Annotated in this window: 11 protein-coding genes and 1 tRNA gene; 7 read left to right on the top strand and 5 right to left on the bottom strand. The window is 42.4% G+C overall.

Annotated features, from left to right (window positions below; translation table 11 throughout):
- Window positions 1-218: 218 nt before the first annotated feature.
- Window positions 219-294 (top strand) — tRNA-Phe (locus tag PQR79_RS19900).
- A gap of 380 nt (window positions 295-674) precedes the next feature.
- Here the strand turns inward: PQR79_RS19900 and recJ are convergent.
- The 4 genes from recJ to brnQ form a co-directional block, all read right to left on the bottom strand.
- Entirely contained in the window at window positions 675-2,399 is a 1,725-nt protein-coding gene (gene recJ / locus PQR79_RS19895; protein ID WP_238107613.1) for a single-stranded-DNA-specific exonuclease RecJ, read from the bottom strand.
- 185 nt (window positions 2,400-2,584) lie between these two features.
- Window positions 2,585-3,313, bottom strand: coding sequence for a bifunctional protein-disulfide isomerase/oxidoreductase DsbC (gene dsbC, locus PQR79_RS19890; protein WP_238107614.1), 729 nt, complete (start codon window positions 3,311-3,313; stop codon window positions 2,585-2,587).
- 124 nt (window positions 3,314-3,437) lie between these two features.
- A complete protein-coding gene (xerD, locus tag PQR79_RS19885; protein WP_238107615.1) occupies window positions 3,438-4,391 on the bottom strand; it encodes a site-specific tyrosine recombinase XerD in 954 nt (317 codons plus the stop codon).
- 67 nt (window positions 4,392-4,458) lie between these two features.
- Window positions 4,459-5,784: a branched-chain amino acid transport system II carrier protein gene (brnQ, locus tag PQR79_RS19880; RefSeq protein ID WP_238107616.1), complete on the bottom strand. Its 1,326-nt coding sequence runs from the start codon at window positions 5,782-5,784 to the stop codon at window positions 4,459-4,461.
- Between the two features lie 774 nt (window positions 5,785-6,558).
- Here brnQ and PQR79_RS19870 point away from each other — a divergent pair.
- The 6 genes from PQR79_RS19870 to PQR79_RS19845 all read left to right on the top strand — a co-directional run bounded on the left by PQR79_RS19870 (window position 6,559) and on the right by PQR79_RS19845 (window position 16,400).
- Window positions 6,559-7,287, top strand: coding sequence for a tRNA1(Val) (adenine(37)-N6)-methyltransferase (locus PQR79_RS19870; RefSeq protein ID WP_238107617.1), 729 nt, complete (start codon window positions 6,559-6,561; stop codon window positions 7,285-7,287).
- 53 nt (window positions 7,288-7,340) lie between these two features.
- Window positions 7,341-8,561: an ATP-dependent RNA helicase SrmB gene (gene srmB, locus PQR79_RS19865; protein WP_238107618.1), complete on the top strand. Its 1,221-nt coding sequence runs from the start codon at window positions 7,341-7,343 to the stop codon at window positions 8,559-8,561.
- Window positions 8,562-8,990: 429 nt separating this feature from the next.
- Window positions 8,991-10,184, top strand: a complete 1,194-nt coding sequence (locus tag PQR79_RS19860; protein WP_238107619.1) for an efflux RND transporter periplasmic adaptor subunit — start codon at window positions 8,991-8,993, stop codon at window positions 10,182-10,184.
- A 2-nt stretch (window positions 10,185-10,186) separates the two neighbouring features.
- A complete protein-coding gene (locus PQR79_RS19855) occupies window positions 10,187-13,339 on the top strand; it encodes an efflux RND transporter permease subunit (protein WP_238107620.1) in 3,153 nt (1,050 codons plus the stop codon).
- A 136-nt stretch (window positions 13,340-13,475) separates the two neighbouring features.
- On the top strand, window positions 13,476-14,084 hold the full coding sequence (locus tag PQR79_RS19850) for a TatD family nuclease-associated radical SAM protein (protein ID WP_238107621.1): 609 nt from the start codon (window positions 13,476-13,478) through the stop codon (window positions 14,082-14,084).
- A 69-nt stretch (window positions 14,085-14,153) separates the two neighbouring features.
- Complete coding sequence (locus PQR79_RS19845; protein WP_238107622.1) at window positions 14,154-16,400, top strand: PAS domain-containing protein; 2,247 nt, start codon at window positions 14,154-14,156, stop codon at window positions 16,398-16,400.
- 34 nt (window positions 16,401-16,434) lie between these two features.
- On the opposite strand, the gene PQR79_RS19840 is transcribed toward PQR79_RS19845, so the two are convergent.
- Window positions 16,435-17,886, bottom strand: a complete 1,452-nt coding sequence (locus tag PQR79_RS19840; protein WP_238107623.1) for a hypothetical protein — start codon at window positions 17,884-17,886, stop codon at window positions 16,435-16,437.
- Between the last annotated feature and the right edge of the window lie 46 nt (window positions 17,887-17,932).

Here is a 17,932-nt window from a genome sequence, read left to right as displayed (position 1 = left end):
TAATTTCGCCCTTCGCCCCCCATTTAGGCTTCAAATGACGTTGATGCAACTAAACGACGACTAACTAAAATAGCTCGCATTCTAATCAGGTTTGATATTAACAAAATGAATAAATTAACGCCGATACGGATAAAATACGTCCAAACAAATCGATTTTTAAGATAAATAGTAAAAACAAGTTGACTCAACAGGCCAAAACCCTTTAAATTGCGTCCGTCGCCCGAATAGCTCAGTCGGTAGAGCAGAGGATTGAAAATCCTCGTGTCCCTGGTTCGATTCCGGGTTCGGGCACCATATTTACATTGGTGGCTAACGCGACTAATAAAAGATTAACAAAAAGGCCTCGCATTGCGAGGCCTTTTTGTTTTCAGTTCTATTAATACCATTGCGCATTAATAAGTGACCACTGTAAATGCGTCCAGCGGTTTTTGATTAAGGCGTCGCTATGTAGTCATGGTTGTTCCCTTTCAAATAGCGAGAACGTAAAGCAAAAGCGGCTGGGGCATTCCTTTGTGGCGAGTTGCTTACACTGCGTTGCATGACTTCGAAAGAGAAAAACTATTCATTCAGTCATTCGCCTTGTTTAAGCCCTTTTAAATTCTCGCTGAGAGATCACTTACTAACGCGCAATGATATAAGGTCAGTACATCCTTGTACTAATGCGGTCTCCCTCATTACATCGGCTCGATGTAATCGACCATTAGCTGCACCGTTTGATTGCCACGAAACTCATTCACATCTAACTTATAAACAATCCTTGCTTGTTGAATCGTGGCGTCTGGCCAAATAGCGAGATCAATATTAAATGCTATACCATCGAGCATTAAGGTGCCACAAGGGGTTTCCACGAGTAATTTGAGGTGTTTATCTCCAACAATACGTTGCTGGACAACCCTGAAAACGCCATCGAACAATGGCTCTTCAAACGACTGCCCCCACGGCCCTGCATTGCGTAAAGTAAATGCGGTATCAAGACTGATTAACTCAGCAGGTAGCTCCCCATCGGAAAGCAATTCACCGGTCAATTGCTCATACTCAAGAACATCCCGTACGGCATTATCATAAGCTTGTTTAAACGGTTCAAATGCATCTGCGTTAAGCGATAATCCCGCCGCCATAGCATGACCACCAAATTTGATGATCATTCCCGGGTGCTGGCTATTTATACGCTCGAGCAAGTCACGCATATGCAAGCCTTTAATTGAACGTGCCGACCCTTTAATTTCGCCCTCACCCGCATCGGCAAACGCAATCACAGGGCGGTGATAACGGTCTTTAATTCTCGATGCCAAAATACCAATCACACCTTGATGCCAATCATCTTGAAAAATGGCAATGCCCCAGGGTAAATCATCTTCATTGAGCGATACCTGCTGCAAACTTTTAAGCGCTTCTTGCTGCATGCCAGTTTCAAGTTCACGACGCTCTTGATTTAAACCGTCTAATTCGGCAGCCATCCTTCTGGCTCGCATGATGTCATCACACAACAGAGTTTCAACCCCAAGCGACATTTCGTCTAAACGTCCAGCTGCATTTAACCGAGGCCCAACAGCAAAACCAAAATCTGCGGCCACAATTTTATCTGGGCTTCGTTTAGCCACTTCTAACAACGCCGTGATGCCAACGCGACAACGGCCGCTTCTCACCCGCTGTAAGCCAGCATTAACTAGAATACGATTATTAGCATCAAGTGAAACCACATCAGCTACAGTCCCTAACGCCACAATATCCAATAAAGAGCCAAGGTTCGGTTCACTAATATGATGCTGTTGATACCAATCTCGTTTACGTAACTCTGCCCGTAAAGCTGACATTAAGTAAAAAGCCACACCAACCCCAGCAATCGATTTACTGGCAAACTCACACCCCGGTTGATTTGGGTTAACTATCACATCAGCATTAGGCAACGATTTCCCAGGTAAATGATGGTCTGTGACCACAACTTGCATGCCTAATAACTTGGCTGCTGCGACCCCTTCAATAGATGAAATACCATTATCGACAGTAATCAATACATCTGCGGATTTAGAATAGGCAACGGCAACAATTTCGGGGCTCAGGCCATAGCCATAGTCAAAACGATTAGGGATTAAGTAATCCACCTTAATCGCGCCCATCATCTTTAATGCCAACATACACACGCTGGTTGATGTCGCCCCATCGGCATCAAAATCACCAACGATTAAAATCGACTTTTTAGCAGCCATTGCATCCGCGATGAACACTGCGGCTTCAGACAAGCCTTTCATGGTTTCTGGGCGAAGTAATTTGGTGAGCACTAATTCGCAGTCTGTTTCTGTGACACCACGACGAGCATAAAGCTGCTTTAAAAATGGTGGTAATGACGCAGGTAAGTGTGAATCATCAACTTGTGGACGACGGACTATTTTGTGTGACAAGAGACAACCTTATTCGAACAATGAGTAAACCACTCAGCTCAAGTTATTAAATGATAATCAAATGACGCCTTACTTGGTTTGATTCATTTATTAACGTGGATTGAGATGAAAAGTTAAATAACAAAAAGGTGAGCCGGAGCTCACCTTAGATATTACGCAATAACGACTTACTTGACGACTATGAATTATAAGTTTGACTCAATTGTTCGCAGTAAGTCAGCAGGTGGTTGATAACCTGGTACCATCACGCCATTGGCTAACACTATTGCCGGTGTTCCTGTTACACCGAATGCCTGACCTAGCTGAAACTGCTTGGCTATATCGATATCACAGCTTGCCGATTTAACATTGCCACCTGTTTTGGCTTCTGTCATCGCTTGTAACGGATCTTTTGCACACCATACCGCTTGCATTTCATCGGCATTAGCAGAAGGTATGCCAGCACGTGGATAAGCTAAATACCGAATAGTAATGCCTAAATCATTATAACCCTGCATTTGATTATGTAACTTACGACAAAAACCACAATCAACATCAGTAAAAATAGTCACTACGTGCTTTTCGTTTTTGGCTTTATAAACCAACATATCTTGTTCAAATGGTTTAAGCATTTCTAAACGAGGAGCCGCCAACGCAAGCTCAGTAAGATTTTTCATGTCATGATCTAAATCATATAAATTACCATGAAATAATTTACTGCCATCTTTAGTCACATATAACACACCACGGTCAGTGAACACTTGGTACAAACCATCAACAGGAGAAGGTTGCACTTTTGCCACATTAACCCCTAAAGTCTCGGTAAGCTTTTGTTTTAAAGCTGATTCATTTGACACATCCGTTGCTGTAGCTGCAGACAAAATTGGCGTAATGACAAGGCTAGCAACAAGGACAATTGCTTTAGTTAACTTCATGATAATTCCTAATTGACACGGGTGATTGAATAGACCCGACTTCGTAAGCAAAACTTACAGATTTAATTAAATGAACGCAACAAATACTCAAACGCTTAAATGTAAGGATTTGATATCAATAACACTAACCACGAGGATGGTGCTGACTATGAAGCTGTTGCAAGCGCACTTTTGCCACATGGGTATAGATTTGGGTTGTCGATAAATCACTGTGGCCAAGTAATAATTGTACCACACGTAAATCCGCGCCATGATTGAGCAAATGAGTTGCAAAAGCATGACGTAAAGTATGCGGAGACAAATGGCACTGGATCCCAGCTCTTGCCGCATACAATTTAATCCGATGCCAAAACGTTTGCCGAGTCATCATTTTTCCGCGTCTTGATGGAAACACCACATCAGATTGCTTCATATTCAATAATTCGCCACGAGCAAAGCGCATGTACTGCTCAACTTCAGCTACCGCTAACTCGCCTAAGGGCACTAAACGCTCTTTACCGCCTTTGCCCACCACTCTCACAAGCCCTTGGCGTAAGCTTATTTGCTCCATAGTTAAGCTCACCAACTCAGTAACACGAAGGCCTGTGGCATATAACAGTTCCAACATGGCTTTATCACGACATTCTATCGGATCATCCTCATTCGGCTCTGCAAGTAAGCTGTCTATTTGCGCCTCAGACAATGAGTCAGGTAGCTGACGTGCTAATTTAGGTGACTTAATCAAGGCGGTAGGATCTTCACTAATTAGTTGCTTGATCAATAAGTAGCCATAAAAACGTCGTAAACTGCTCAATAATCTGGCGGTACTGCTTTTAGCAAACTGCTCTTCAAAACGAGCATTCAAATAGTCACGCAGTAAGCCTTGATCAACACGCAATAAATCAAGCCCTTGCGATAACACATAACGTTCTACGTGCTGTAAGTCGGTACGATACGAAGCCAAGGTATTATCGCTTAACCCTTTTGTAGACCATAAATCATCTAAAAACTGGTTAATTAATGGGTTAGGCTGATATGCAGGTTTAACCAAAGTAAAATCTCTAGCAAGGTAAAAAAACGACGTTAGATAAAATATCATAACGCCGTCTTATTGTTTGCCTTTATTCACTTCACATTATGAATTTTAGACTATTTCCCCCAAAAGGTTACGCGGCAGAAAGGCGTTTTTTGGGTAAAAACAAACACACCATGGCGGTCAGAGCTGTCGGTAATAACCACGCCATACCCTCAGCGTGCAGTGGCATGAAGTCCAAGAAGCTCATGTCCATGCCTGCGGTTTGCAAACCATCAAAAATCCCAAAAAATAACGCTACACTTAAAATCACTCTGTGTGAAAAAGCCGGACGAACAAAACGCTCAGTTAAAAATGTCACTAACACCAAGGCAATTGCCACTGGGTAAATCGTCATCAACACCGGAATACTGACACTGATTAATTGTGACAAGCCCACGTTAGCGACCGTGGCACAAATTGCGCTTAACAATACAACCAATAATTTATACGACAATTTAGGCATTAACTCATTAAAAAACTCGGCACACGCTGTCACCAAACCAACCGCCGTGGTTAGGCAAGCAAGGGTCACTACCGTCGACAGCATTAACGTGCCGATACTGCCAAAATGATGAGTCACATAGTTTGTGAGGATTTGGCCGCCATTTTCAGCGCCAATCGCAAAATCACCGGCCGATGCACCAAGATAAAATAACGACACATAAACAAATGCTAATCCGCCAGCGGCAATAAAGGCTGCACGAACTAAATACTTGGTTTGATCTGTTGTATCGTTAACCCCTTTTTTACGCAGTAAGTCAATAATCAACATACCAAACATTAAAGAAGCCAAGGTATCCATGGTGTTGTAGCCTTCAATAATCCCCTTCGTTAATGGGCTATTGATGTATTCACCTACCGGTTGATTGACTTCAAACCCAGGTAAAATAATCACTGAACTGGCTAAACTGACTAATAGTAAAATCAAAATAGGGGTTAACACCTTGCCCACGTTATCCAGTAACTTGCCTGGAAATAAAGACAAAAACATCACAATAGAGAAAAACACTAAAGTGTAAATTAATTGTGCGATATTGAATTCTTTACCCGCTAACATCATTACTGCATCTGGATTGCTAATAAAGGGTCTAGCGCCAATTTCAAACGCCACTAATCCGGTACGCGGCGCGGCAAATGCAGGGCCAATAATAATGTAAATAGCGACAGCCAATGCGGTGGCAGCAAACGCGGGTAACAGTGCCATAACTTTACCATTAGCTTTGGCAACGGCAATGAGACCAATCAATGGCATCCCCACGGCGGTAATCAAAAAACCGAGCATCGCAAAAGACATATTTTCGCCAGCTAACATGCCTGCAAAAGGAGGAAAAATTAAGTTTCCTGCGCCTAAAAAGAACGCGAAAGTCATAAAGCCTAACCCTAGCGTATCCGTCAAACTCATCTTGGTTGTTTGCACTACTTGCCTCTTTTTATTGTTATGTTTTTTAACAAACCTAATTGATTACGCCAAAATTAGCTACTGCTGAACTGAACGCGCCCACTTTTTGTAAAGTTAAAAATACACTTTTAAATACTAAATTCTGCTGTGAAATGATATAAAATGAACATCTAGTCCTATTTTTATCAGCTACATCCTTGCCCAAATAGCTACAGTTAGACTTTTTACACCATTTAACTGAACTAAAACGGCCAAACTAATACCAAACATCATTAATAGACACAAGCTTTGCTAAGTAAAATAACGAAAATAACGTTTTTGTAATGCATTTATGTCAAGACTTGTGTACATAATCGCCAAGTTATCTTTTTTAGTTTAAATTTTGATAACAAAAGCTCAACGATTTATCCTAGGGGCAGTTGATCTTTCAAGGTTATTTTTGCAGCGAATTGTTGTCTATTACGCACATATACAATTGCATGGCAGAGGCTTTGAGGTGTCGTTATTCTAGATAAAAAGTCGATAACGCAGTAAAAATGGCCAACAAACGCTGCCCGAAGGGTTCGGCTAAAAACGTTTTACTCTTTGTTGAACGACGCTTTATGAATTAAAGAGTTGCTCAGATGACTAGGTATCAATCCATTCGACTCGATTAAAACGTGTTTTAACTCAAACAAAACTCAACCGGCAAAGATCAACTGACCCAAGCGTCAATTAACTCACGACACGTTAACTCAAAACGATTACCATCAGCCGTAACGTTCACATTAACCCAATAGCCACTGCTAAATTATGCCTTTTACGTTTAAACAATTTCATATCGACGATGAGCAATGTGGTATGGCAGTCAGCACCGATGCCGTTATTCTTGGCGCATGGGCACAGCTCACCCAATCAAGTCATATTCTTGATATTGGCGCAGGAAGCGGATTATTGAGCTTAATGGCTGCACAACGCAGCCTAGAACACACACAAATTACTGCAGTCGAACTCGATTCTGCAGCAGCCAATGCCTGTAAACATAATGTTGAGCAAAGCCCTTGGGCCAATAAAGTACAAGTGTATCAAGGTTCGATTCAGGGCTTTCTACAGCAAAAAAGCCTCATCCCTGTATCTTTATTCGACCATATTATTTGCAATCCACCGTACTTTGAACAAGGCACTCAAGCCAAAAATAGTGCCCGTGCCGATGCAAGACATACTAACACTTTGTCATTTGCAGAATTGCAGCACGCGATTAGCCAATTACTTGCGCCACATGGCCACGCCAGTCTTATTTTGCCACAACAGAGTTTAGCCAGTTTTATTCAACAGCTTAAAGGGCACACACTCTTTGTTGCCAAGCACCTCGAAATCATTAGCGCTGAAGGAAAATCGCCAAATCGTTCGATACTGGTGCTCAAACATGCCACAGACACTACGGAGAAAACTCAGTATCTGCAAATGGCTATTCGCAATAAACAAGGGGGATACAGCGACACGATGATAGATTTATGCCGCCCTTTCTACTTAAAGCTTTAGCCTGCTCATTAGGTCAGCTATAATACTCAACTATTTTTCAGCGAGACCAGCGCATGCAATTTGAAGATTTCCAGCTCGACCCTAGCTTATTAGAGTCACTCAAGGCCATGGGACACAACACCCCTACCACTATTCAGCAACAAACCATTCCATTGGCCATGGATCAGCGGGATATTTTAGCGCGTGCGCCAACCGGCACCGGTAAAACAGCCAGTTTTTTACTGCCTGCTTTACAGCATCTTATCGACTTTCCTCGCCGCTTTGAGGGGCAAGCACGTATTTTGGTATTAACGCCAACACGCGAACTTGCCAGCCAGATTCATCGCTATGCTTGCCACCTAGCAACCGACCTTGATCTTAATATCGCCATCATTACTGGTGGTGTGCCTTACGGCCCTCAAGAAGAAGCGTTAGAAGATAACATCGACATATTGATCGCCACACCAGGCCGATTAATGGAATACCTAGATAAAGATAAGTTTGATGCTACTGAAGTTGAAATTTTGATCATCGATGAAGCTGACCGTATGCTCGATATGGGGTTTTCATCTGTGGTACAAACGATTGCCATTGAAGCCCAAGGTCGTAAGCAAAACATGTTATTTTCGGCAACACTTGAGGGCAACGGCGTTAACCGCTTTGCGCGTGAGTTATTAAACGATCCTGTCGTTGTCGATGTTGAATCGCCACGCAGCGAAAAAGCCAAAGTGCATCAATGGATCCACCTTGCCGATGACAACGCTCATAAATTTGCCTTACTGAGTCATATTTTACGCCAAGAAAACGTTAAACGTGCCATTGTATTTGTTAAAACCCGTGACATCGTTGCCAGTCTTGAAGGGCTATTACTAAAAGCCAATATTCCCTGTGCGTTTATGCGCGGCGATATGGAACAGAAAAAACGCTTCCAGGCATTAGGTAAGTTCTCAAAAGGCGAAGTAAACGTATTACTCGCAACCGATGTTGCAGCTCGCGGTATCGACATTGACGACATCACTCATGTCATCAACTATGATATGCCACGTTCTGCTGATGCCTATGTTCACCGTATTGGGCGTACAGCACGCGCAGGCGCAAAAGGTACAGCAATTTCGTTAGTTGAAGCGCATGACATGCGTATTGTGTCTAAAATTGAGCGTTATATCGAACTGCCACTCAAGCGTCGTGTGATTGAAGAGCTTCGCCCTAAGCACAAAGAAGCAAAGGTGCCAGGCAAGAAAAAAGCCAATGCAAAAGATGCCAAAGTGAAGTCTAAAAAGAATAAGAAAAAGTAATTTTTCACACTATGCTCTCCAATAAAAAAAGCGAATTATTAAATAATTCGCTTTTTTTATTGCCTAAGTGAGATATATCACAATTAACTAGACGCGATACGGCAAAAAGTGTCAAGAAATGTCAATTTTAGCGCAAAAAACACCCACCCCAAAGGCGTGACCTAATACATTGATTAAAAGGGAATAATTACAACTCAACAAGCTTCCACTTTCATTTATTTATGCCAATAACTACGATTTATTTAGATTCAATCGCAAAATAGGCAACAAACTAAAAATTAGAAACATTTTATTTACATAAAACTATTTAGCTAAGCCCAAGACTCTGTTAATTTATAAACGATGAGTAATAAAATGAATCTGAATGAACATGTTAACCAACGTAGTTAACTGTCTTTAGTCTTATTTAAGCATGGATACGCAATAGAAATGATAAAAACAATTCTAAGAAGACTGTCACCACTCTTTATTATTGCAGTGTTTGCTGCAGCGGCCTGGTTATTAATTAATACCCAGGAAGCTCCAGAGCAAAAAGATGAACCCATCAACATTCCTATTGTTGATGTACAAACCGTGACGCCACAAACCTTATCACTGAACTTACCGTCATACGGTGTGGTTAACCCCAAATACAAAACGCAATTAGTCACCGAAGTCCAAGGGCGCATGCTAAGCATTTCAGCAAACTTTGTTGCCGGTGGCGTGGTAAAAAAAGGCGAGCAACTGGCCATTATTGAACCCTCAGACTATGAGGCCGATTTAATCCAAGCTGAGGCCACACTCGCACAAGCCACTGCCGCATTAAACGAAGAAAAAGCGCGCGGCGAAGTCGCAAAAGTAGAATTTAAAGATTTTGGTAATGGGCTGCCACCAGAACTTGGATTGCGGATCCCGCAATTAAAAAAAGAACAGGCTAACGTCAAGTATGCCCAAGCAGCATTAGCACGAGCTCAGCGTAATTTAGAACGTACTGTTATCCGTGCACCTTTTGACGGCATCATCAAAGCGCGCAATGTCGATTTAGGCCAATACGTCACACTGGGCACTAATCTAGGCGAACTATACGATACCAGCATCGCTGAAATTAGATTACCGCTCACAAACGAAGAGCTCGCCTACCTTGAGTCTGTCGAAAACCCAGACACCAGCGTAACACTCACAGCTCAACTTGCCGGTAAACAAGCCACATGGCAAGGCTCGATTGTACGTAGCGAAAACGTGATTGATGAACAAACTCGCATGGTGTATCTGGTGGCCGAAATTCGCGACCCTTATCTTCGTAACACCAACACCTCAAATCAATTACCGCTTAAATACGGCAGCTTTGTTAACGCTGTTATCACTGGTCGCACCGTTAATGATGTTGTCACATTGCCACGCCATGTTGTCCGTAACGGCCAAGTGGCAGTGGTGACCCAAGACAACATCATCGAAATGCGTCAGGTCAATATTATCCGCTCAGACGTTGATACGCTTTACATCAAAGGCAGTTTTAAAGCCAATGAGCGAGTATCAACGACCAGTGTCAACAGCTTAAGCTCAGGGCAAAAAGTGAAAATATTGGGTGAAGAACCCACTAGCACAGATACGCCCCCAGAAGCTGCTACGACAGCAGGTGAATAATTATGGATACCAATAAAGGAATAATTGCCTGGTTTGCCCGCAACAGTGTCGCGGCAAACTTACTCATGGCAGCACTGCTTATCGGCGGTTTATTTAGTACGTTTATCATTAATAAAGAAGTGTTTCCTACTTTTGAATTAAACCTAATCAATATCAATGTGGCATACCCCGGTGCAGCGCCACAAGAAATTGAAGAAGGGATTAACATCAAAATCGAAGAAGCGATTCAAGACATCAGCGGCATTGACAAGGTCACATCAGTTGCCAGTGACAGCGTTGGCTCAGTAACCATTGAAGTTGAAGACGGCTACGATGTACAGCAAGTGCTCGACGAAGCAAAACTGCGGGTCGATGCGATTGCGACCTTCCCTGACAACATTGAAAAACCCAACATTTACCAAATAAAACCTGAAAACAGCGTGATTTGGGTGTCTGTCTATGGAGATATGAATCTACATGACATGAAAGAAATGGCTAAAGCAATCCGTGATGATATTACCGATTTGCCTGCAGTCACACGTGCAACAGTGAATGGTGTGCGCGATTACGAAATTGGCATTGAACTTTCTGAAGATAAGCTGCGTGAGTATGGCATCACCTTTACCCAAGTTGCATTAGCCGTACAGAACTCATCTATCGACTTACCCGGCGGCGCGATTCGAGCTCAAGATGGCGATATTTTATTGCGCACCAAAGGTCAGGCCTACAATGCCGATGACTTTGCCAAAATAGTAGTGACAACTCGAGCAGACGGTAGTCGTATAATGTTGCCACAAGTGGCGACCATTAATGATGATTTTGAAGAGCGTTTAGAATACACCCGTTTTAATGGCAAACCGGCAGCAGTGATAGAAATAGCCAGTATTGATGACCAAAATGCTTTAGATATAGCCTCTCAAGTTAAAGACTATGTCGCCAAGCGCAAACTCACCCTACCAAGTAACATTGAACTGGATACTTGGGGTGACTTAACACACTACCTGCAAGGCCGTTTAAACATGATGTTGTCAAACATGTTTTATGGCGCACTGTTGGTATTTATTATTTTAGCCTTGTTTTTAGACCTTAAACTCGCATTTTGGGTCATGTTGGGGTTACCGGTATGCTTTTTGGGCACCATGCTATTAATGCCTATTGAGCCTTTCAATATGTCTATCAACATGTTGACCTTATTCGCCTTTATTCTGGTGCTGGGGATAGTGGTCGACGATGCCATTGTCATCGGCGAAAGTGCTTACACTGAACTCGAAGAAAATGGCCACTCCCTAAACAATGTGATTAAAGGGGTGCAAAATGTAGCAATGCCAGCCACTTTTGGGGTTTTGACCACTATTGCCGCCTTTATCCCGATGATTATGGTATCGGGTCCTATGGGGGTTATCTGGAAATCCATCGGCATGGTCGTGATTTTATGTTTAGCATTTTCGCTAGTGGAATCAAAGCTGATTCTACCGGCGCATTTAGCCCACATGAAAATCAAAAAAAGGACCGCCCCTACCCATCTATTTTCAAAAATAAAATTTGCGTTGAACGAATGGTTACAGCACTTTATTCACAACAAATATCGTCACTTTTTAGAACGCTGCATTAAAGTGCGTTACAGCGTGGTGGCGGTATTTATTGGTGTATTAATTTTATCGCTGGCGCTCGTACAAAGCGGTAAAGTGCGTTGGGTATTTTTCCCTGATATTCCGTCAGACTTTATTCAAGTTCAGCTTGAAATGGAAGAAGGCAGCTCAGAAGAAAACACCTTAAAAGTGCTTCAACAAGTTGAAGATGCGTTATACAAAATGAACACCAAACTTGAAGACCAATACGGTTACCCAATGGTGAAACACAGCTATATTGAGCTTAGCTCGCGCAGCAGTGCCTTTGTATTTACCGAGCTGACAAAAGGTGAAGACCGCGAAGTCGACGGCGTTTCTATTGCACAAGAGTGGCGCAAGCAATTGCCAGAACTGCTATCGGTTAAAAAATTAACGATTAATGCCAGCACCAACGATGCCGGTGGAGATTTATCGTTCCGCTTAACCTCTAGTGATTTAGCCCAACTGTCTGAGGCATCCAAAGCGCTTAAATCTAAATTAGCGACTTACGAAGGTGTGTTTGATATTACCGATAACTTCTCATCTGGCTCACATGAGATACGGTTAAACATCCGCCCAGAAGCTGAAGCACAAGGGCTAACATTGTCAGACTTAGCACGCCAGGTGCGGTATGGCTTTTATGGTTATGAAGCTCAACGGATCTTGCGTAATAAAGAAGAAGTTAAAGTCATGGTACGTTACCCGCTTGATCAGCGCCGTACTATTGGCGACCTTGAAAACATGCTCATCCGCACCCCCTCAGGTGTAGCGGTACCATTTTCTACCGTGGCAGAAATCGAGCTAGGTGAGTCTTACGCCTCAATTACTCGAGTTGATGGCCGCAGAGCAATTACCATCAGCGCCAATGTAAATAAAAACAATGTTGAACCATCAAAAGTGGTGGCAGAAATTCAACAAGACTTCTTACCCGAATTAACCGCACAATACCCTAAAGTAGCTTCAGCGTTAGATGGCGGCAGCTTAGATGAGCAAAATGCAATGCTAGGTTTGGCACAAGGCTTTTTCTTTGCCATGTTCACCATCTACGCCTTAATGGCGATTCCGCTTAAGTCGTACACCCAGCCATTAATCATTATGTCGGTTATTCCATTTGGCATGATTGGCGCCTTGTTCGGTCACTTTATTCTTGGGTTATCAATGAGTATCTTGAGTTTATGCGGCATTGTGGCGTTAGCAGGCGTCGTGGTAAACGACTCACTGATTTTAGTCGACTTTGTTAACCGCGCACGTGAACAAGGCAAGTCGTTAATGCAATCGGCGATTGACTCGGGCTGTTACCGATTTAGAGCGATTATTTTAACCTCGTTAACAACCTTTGTTGGCTTAGTGCCCATTATCATGGAACGCAGTTTACAGGCTAAAATTGTTATCCCAATGGCAACATCGCTCGCGTTTGGTATTTTATTCTCAACCGTGGTGACCCTGATTTTAGTACCGATTTTGTACATTATTTTAGATGATTTTAAACGTGTATTAAGACGATTCTTTATTTGGTGGTGGCAACCTAAAACGACTGCAGAACCATTGGCTTCAGAAGATCAGCATTAACACCACTTAAGCCAACGAGCAAAAAAGCAGAGCAATATTCGCTCTGCTTTTTTATGCTTTATGCGAGCCAAACAACAAAGCAACTACGCTTATTTCGTTACAATATGCCAATGTTAATCTAATCACCGCAATTATTATGAGTACAACAAAGCCCACCTTAATTTACGATATTGGTCATCATCGTTATCTCAACATTACCGCTAGATGTACTTTACGATGCCAATTTTGTCCAAAACACAATGGTTCAAAACAGGTGCATGAATACGACTTATCATTAAGTAAACCCATCACCGCAGAAGACATCATTCCGTTATTAGGCGATGTCACACAAATTGAAGAGTACGTTTTTTGTGGCTTTGGCGAATCAACATTAAATTTGAACTGTTTATTACAAGTCGCAAAAGAAATTAAAGCCCGTGGCGGTAAAGTAAGAGTCAATACCGACGGATTAGGCAATCATTTTCATCGCCGTAATATCCTGCCGGAGTTAAGCCAGTGTGTAGACAGCTTATCGATTTCACTCAATGCCGACACTCCAGAAGGTTATTTACAACACTGCCGCCCTAAGCTCGCAAACTCGTACGAAGCGCTGCTTAAATTTATTGAGTTAGCACCGAAATATATTGCGCAAGTACAGGTCACGGCCATAAACGGTTTGGAAAACGTTAATATAGACCGTTGCCGCACAATTGCTGAACAATACGGCACTCAATTTAAGCAACGAGAATTAGATAAGATTGGCTAAACTAGACATGCTTCCTTCTGCACCTTCATGCTAGTATTGCTGATAAGTGAATGCTAAAAAAGTAACTCAATGTTTAAACGCAAAGTAGTAAGCTCTTCTAATCCGTTATTAATTTCATCACAAGCAGCGCGATGGTCACAGCAGCACATTTTATCGCTGCTCAGCCAATTAATTATTCTGCTCATTGCGGTGTTTATAATCACCAACATGGTTGTGAATTTAGGTGAGCGCCGTTTACAAGAAGACTGGGCAGATCAACGCTACAGTGAACTACAAACTGTTGCCTCGTTGGCCTCGGATAAAGTCGCGTTCCTACAATTTAGAACTCAAACCTTTTCTAAAGCCGAATTACTTAGGCAGTATTTGCAACAACCTTCAAAAGTACAACAACGTAAAGTCATCGACAGTTGGAGCTCGCTCACACAGAATATTCCTGAGCTACTAGGCTTGTCTCTGTACGATCCACAAGGAAACTTACGCTTTTCAACCACAGACAGTTTCGACAACATGCAACTGCCAGCCACACTGCTAGGTTCTAGCCGCAATATGGGTGGCCGCGATATTTACACATCGCCCATGTCATTCACACCAATAGATGGCCTGCTTGAACCCTACTTTTATCAATTGTCTTGGATAGAAAACCCCGACCAAAGCATCAAAGGTTACTTAGTCACTTACAACTCAATCACCAAATTACTTGAATCAATTAAGCCTGCATTTTTTAATCAAAACTCCCCCATGTTGTTACTCGACACTCAAGGATTTTTGTACGCAGGAGCAAATCAACCTGAGCCTTTAAGCAATATGCCTGACTCATTAGGGTCTAGTCTTAAGCAAACCTATCCAGATTTATGGAAAGAAATGGCAATGAACAATTTTGGCCAGTTTTACAGTAACGATGCCACCTTTGTTTATTTAAAAGTTGAGCTGACCAGCCAATACGAAACCAAAAGAGAATACTTTTTATTGTCGTATATCCGTCACGATGATATTGCCGCCCGTTACCTCGAATGGCGTATGGTGATTTTGATTGCTGGCGCGTTAATCGCTCTACTGGCATCGGCCTTAATCGTATTAAGACATCTGTTTGTGCTTGAGCGCCGAGCTAAACTCAATAGTTTACAGTTAAGCCAAGGGTTATTTAACAGTGAAATAAGCTGTTTGATAGTGAATGACAGCGGCCGAATAAGCAGCGCCAACCCTAAAGCAGCAAAAGCGCTTGCCTTGTCGGTTGATACCTTAACCGACCGTAATTTCCAGCGAGTATTGCAGCTCGATAACGATCGCTTTAAACAAATTAAAGAAGCATTAGCACACCACCAACAATGGCGAGGAGAAGTGAACATTGAAAGTGTTAATAGCACGTTACAAGCCCATATAAGAAGTGAGTTATGCCCCAATAGCAAAGAGTCATATTGGTTGGTTACCTTTGAAGATATTACCATTCTATATGACAGCCAACGCCAAGCATATTTGTACCAACTATTGAGCGACAGCGCCGTCGCCACAGCATTAACAGACTCAAACGGAAAATTGATTAAATGCAATAGTCAGTTCGATCACCTGATGGCGCTCAATGGTGAAACCGATATCCCGATCACCGATTTATTGGGCGATGAGCTTAAAAACCAGTGGCAAAACATTTGCGCCCAAATTAGCTTACAGGGTGAATGGACTGCGCAAATCATGCCGTTTACCCAAAGCCGTTATAATCAGTGCCTAAAAACAACCTTGGCAGGACAACTTACATTTGATGGTGATATTGAGTACTTAATTTGTACTTTTGAAGAGACTGCCCCCACGGTAGCAGTACACAATAGCAGTAATGTGTTTGGCCACAGTAGCGCCATTGTTTTGCGACTAACGGAGTTAGAACATCACTTTAATAACCTCAACGAACAAACTAAAATTCAATCGAGTTTATTAGTCATGGACATTAACCCCGAAGGTATTTTCAGTAACATGGGCAACATGAGCCAGTTAGAAAAACGCCAAAAAGACATTGAATTGCAGTTGTTAATCGAATTACCGCTTAACTATCAAATTGCCCAGTGGCAACTCGGTAAATTGGTTGTTTTATTACCAGATACCAATGCCACCAATGCATATCAATACGCAATGAATGTGATGCACCGCTTAACCGAAAACCAACTGGCTGAAGGGATAAATATTGGGATTGCAGGGTACATGTCACCACAAAGTTTAGAGCAATACCTGGCTAATGCTGAAATTGCGCTAAAGCGTGCTAAGCAGTCCGTGGACCAAAGCATTTGCCAAGCGTTTACCCGGCCAACCTATACCGACCACCTCAATTAACCATAAGCCGAACCTTGGTCTATGGTTAATTGGATCAGGGGTCGACCTGTTGGTGATCAACGACTTGAGTCTCTTCGCTTAAATTGCTGTCAGCTTCAGATGTAAAAGGCTGGATGTTATCAGGCAATTTACTTTCGGTAATTTCTACAATACTTGAGCGATTCATCGTGACTTTAAAGCGAGCATACTCTGGCTGTTGCTTGCCATCTCGTAACACTGCAACAAGATTGACTTGATAGCGACGCTCAACAGATTCATTACTGATATTACCGTCAGACTCTTTGTAGATTTTGGCTTTGCCACGTTCTAAATGACGAGCAAATGGCACTAAGCTAAAGTTAACTTGCTCTTGAATTTCAGAATATCCGGCCTCAAAGGGTTTATTCGCCACTTTAGTCGCAATACGGTAATGCAACACTGTCGAGTCGACCTTGTTTTGGCTATTTCGATGCTTCATGATTTCAGACACGGTATCTGGAATGTCTTGCGAACGCATAAACTCAAGCCAAACCAGTTGTTTAGCAACAATAGCTTGTGTGCTTGTGTCACGTAAAATACGGCTCCAACGTGGACGCCCGCGTTGAATAAAACGCCACATTGCGTTACGAAAGTCTTCTTTAAAGATTTCCCTGAATCCGTAAATTACCGCCAATGTAAGGACTAGGGTCAGGGTTAGGCCATTAAAAAAGCCCTGGGCTTTAATAATTAATGCCGACACGACAAGCATCACCAAACCGGTTGCAAGGCCTGTTACAAACTTTTTTAGCCCAACACCAAGTGGTTTTAGCTCTTCTTTTAATACCACGCCTTGTTGGATAAGGCGTCGCAGCAACAACATTTTATTCGATATCCGATTCGCATCTTGCTGGGTTTGCATCGAATTGTATTTACACACTTGTTCGCGATAATAGTTTTCGCTACGACATAAATCCAAAGCTTTATCTTTTACCTCACTAAAGTCTGAGCTGCGAGGCGAATGAGCTAATATTTTAAGTAATTGCTGCTCACAAAACCACGAAAGGTAATTATCTGCGTGCTCAAAATACGACTTCCACTTTGGATCGCTCGGTTCATTACGACGAAATTTTTTAAGTAATTGCAACACCACATCACACAGTTCGTCTAATGCCAAATAAAACTCACTGGCATCACTTTTTTGGCGAAGCTCTTTACCATCAGTCTCAATGGCGACGGCAAATTGATAGGCAAATAAATTAAGATATAAACGAAACTCTTCCATGGTCCGTTTGTTTAAACTAATGAAACGTGATTGAACCAGCGGCAGGTGCAAACCTTTAGAGTAATATGAACGACGGCCTAAAATACCGCTATGATAATATTCTTCTTCATCGAGGGTGTGTGAACCGATCCCCATCTCTGTAGGCAAATAGAAGTACAAATCAAATGTACGCTGATCCCCTGGAGCCATTTGATGGCTAAATTTAATTGATAACGCTTCTTCTTGTTTTACTTTAACTTTTGCCACTGTTTTAACTTACATACCATTTAAAGTTTCATCGATGTTATCGATA

It is taken from the genome of Shewanella metallivivens (genome assembly GCF_028750675.1).
In the GTDB taxonomy this organism is placed as follows: Bacteria; Pseudomonadota; Gammaproteobacteria; order Enterobacterales; family Shewanellaceae; genus Shewanella; species Shewanella metallivivens.
The sequence above is the reverse complement of the archived record's forward strand: the minus strand, read 5'-3'. Positions and strand labels throughout refer to the sequence as shown.